Below are 2,109 nucleotides of genomic sequence, written 5' to 3' on the forward strand. Positions count from 1 at the left end.
CGGGCGACCGGCCCCGCGACCGCGCCGCGCGCGACCTGGCCGAGCTCCGCGCGGAGCTGCTCGACGGGCTCGGCGTGCCGACGCACCACGACCGCTGAGCCATCACCCGCCCGACTCGAATCCCACCGCACCGCACCGAACCACCCAGCCCGCCGACCGTCGTCGGGCAGCGAGAGGAAAGAACCCATGCGCAACCGTAGGCACACCGTTCTGGCGTCCGGCCTGGCCCTCGTCTCGGCGATGGCGATGAGCGGCTGCGTGGCCGGCGAGGGTGCGGCCGCCGCCGGCGGTGGCGAGGGTGCGGGGGAGTGGAGCACCGACACCCTGAACATCGACTTCGCCACGTACAACCCGCTCAGCCTCGTGGTCCGCGAGCAGGGCTGGCTGGAGGAGGAGCTCGACGGCGTCGAGGTCACCTGGGTGCAGTCGGACGGCTCGAACACGGCGAACGAGAACCTGCGGGCGGAGGCGATCGACTTCGGCTCCACGGCGGGCTCGGCGGCGCTCCTGGCGCGGGCGAACGGCTCGCCCATCCGCACGGTCGACATCTACAGCCAGCCGGAGTGGTCGGCGATCGTGGTCGCGGGCGACTCGAAGATCAAGGACGTCGCCGACCTGGAGGGCGCGTCCATCGCGGCCACCAAGGGCACCGACCCGTACTTCTTCCTGCTGCAGACCCTCGACGAGGCGGGCATCCCGCTCAGCGAGGTCGAGGTGCAGAACCTGCAGCACGCCGACGGCCGCGCCGCGCTCGACAACGGGTCCGTCGACGCCTGGTCGGGCCTCGACCCGATCATGGCCGCCGCCGAGGCGGAGGCGGGCGACAAGCTGATCTACCGCAACATCGACTTCAACACCTACGGGTTCCTCAACGCGCGCGAGGAGTTCGTCGACGACCACCCGGACGTCACGCAGGCCGTCGTGGACGCCTACGAGCAGGCCCGCGCCTGGGCGCTGGAGAACCCCGAGGAGCTGTCCGCGCTGCTCGCCGAGGTCGCCTCCATCGACCCCGAGGTCGCTTCCACGGTGATCGAGGAGCGCACCGTGCTCGACCTCGACCCGGTGCCCGGCGACAAGCAGCGCGACGTGCTGGAGGTCGTGGGCCCGATCTTCGTCGAGTCGGGCGACGTGGCCGCGCAGGAGAACGTCGACAGCGCGCTCGACGAGCTCTTCGCGCCCCAGTTCGCGCAGGAGGCGGTGGCCTCTGATGGCTGACCAGGAGGCCGACGTCGAACGGGCGGACGGCGCCACGGTGTCGTCCACCCGGCCGGGGCCCGGCGCGGGCCGAGCCGGGCCGATCGTGCTGGGGCTGCTGGTTCCGGGGGCGCTGCTCGCCCTCTGGTGGGGCGTGACGGCGGCCGGGATCGTGCCGCCCTACCAGCTCCCCGGCCCGGTGGCCGTGTGGGACGCCGCCGTCGACCTGGTCGAGCGCGGGCAGCTCTGGCACCACGTGGCGATCTCGACGCAGCGCGTGCTGATCGGGTTCGCGCTGGGCGCCGCCGCGGGCCTCGCCGTCGGCTCCCTGGTGGGGCTGTCCAAGCTGGGTGACCTGCTGCTCGCGCCCACGCTCGGCGCGATCCGCGCCGTGCCCTCGCTCGCCTGGGTACCGCTCCTGATCCTGTGGCTCAAGATCGGCGAGGAGTCCAAGATCACGCTCATCGCGATCGGCGCGTTCTTCCCCGTCTACACGACGATCGCGGCGGCCCTGCGGCACGTGGACCCCCACCTGGTCGAGGCAGGACGGGCCTTCGGGCTGCGCGGGCTGCGGCTCCTGACGACGGTGCAGCTCCCCGCCGTGCTGCCCTCGCTGGTGGCGGGGCTCCGCCTGGCGCTCGCGCAGTCGTGGCTGTTCCTGGTGGCCGCCGAGCTCATCGCGTCGTCGATGGGCCTGGGGTTCCTGCTCAACGACTCCCAGCAGAACGGCCGCGTGGACCGCATCCTGCTGGCGATCGTGCTGCTCGCGGTGCTGGGCAAGCTCACGGACGCGCTGATCGGCCTGGCGGAGCGCCGGCTGCTGCGGCGGTGGGCATGACGGCGCCCAACGTCACCGCCGAGGCGTACGACCGCGCCGCCGCCGACCCGGTCGCGTTCTGGGCGGAGGCGGCCCGC

2 protein-coding genes are annotated in these 2,109 nt (G+C 73.1%); both read left to right on the forward strand.

What is annotated here, in order from left to right:
- The first annotated feature begins 186 nt into the window (after window positions 1-186).
- Window positions 187-1,215, forward strand: coding sequence for an aliphatic sulfonate ABC transporter substrate-binding protein (locus PROKR_RS26270; RefSeq protein WP_036969666.1), 1,029 nt, complete (start codon window positions 187-189; stop codon window positions 1,213-1,215).
- Complete coding sequence (locus tag PROKR_RS26275) at window positions 1,208-2,032, forward strand: ABC transporter permease (RefSeq protein ID WP_051433387.1); 825 nt, start codon at window positions 1,208-1,210, stop codon at window positions 2,030-2,032. The genes PROKR_RS26270 and PROKR_RS26275 overlap by 8 nt, the downstream gene beginning before the upstream one ends.
- Window positions 2,033-2,109 lie beyond the last annotated feature (77 nt).

It is taken from the genome of Promicromonospora kroppenstedtii DSM 19349 (assembly GCF_000515355.1).
Classification (GTDB): domain Bacteria; phylum Actinomycetota; class Actinomycetes; order Actinomycetales; family Cellulomonadaceae; genus Promicromonospora; species Promicromonospora kroppenstedtii.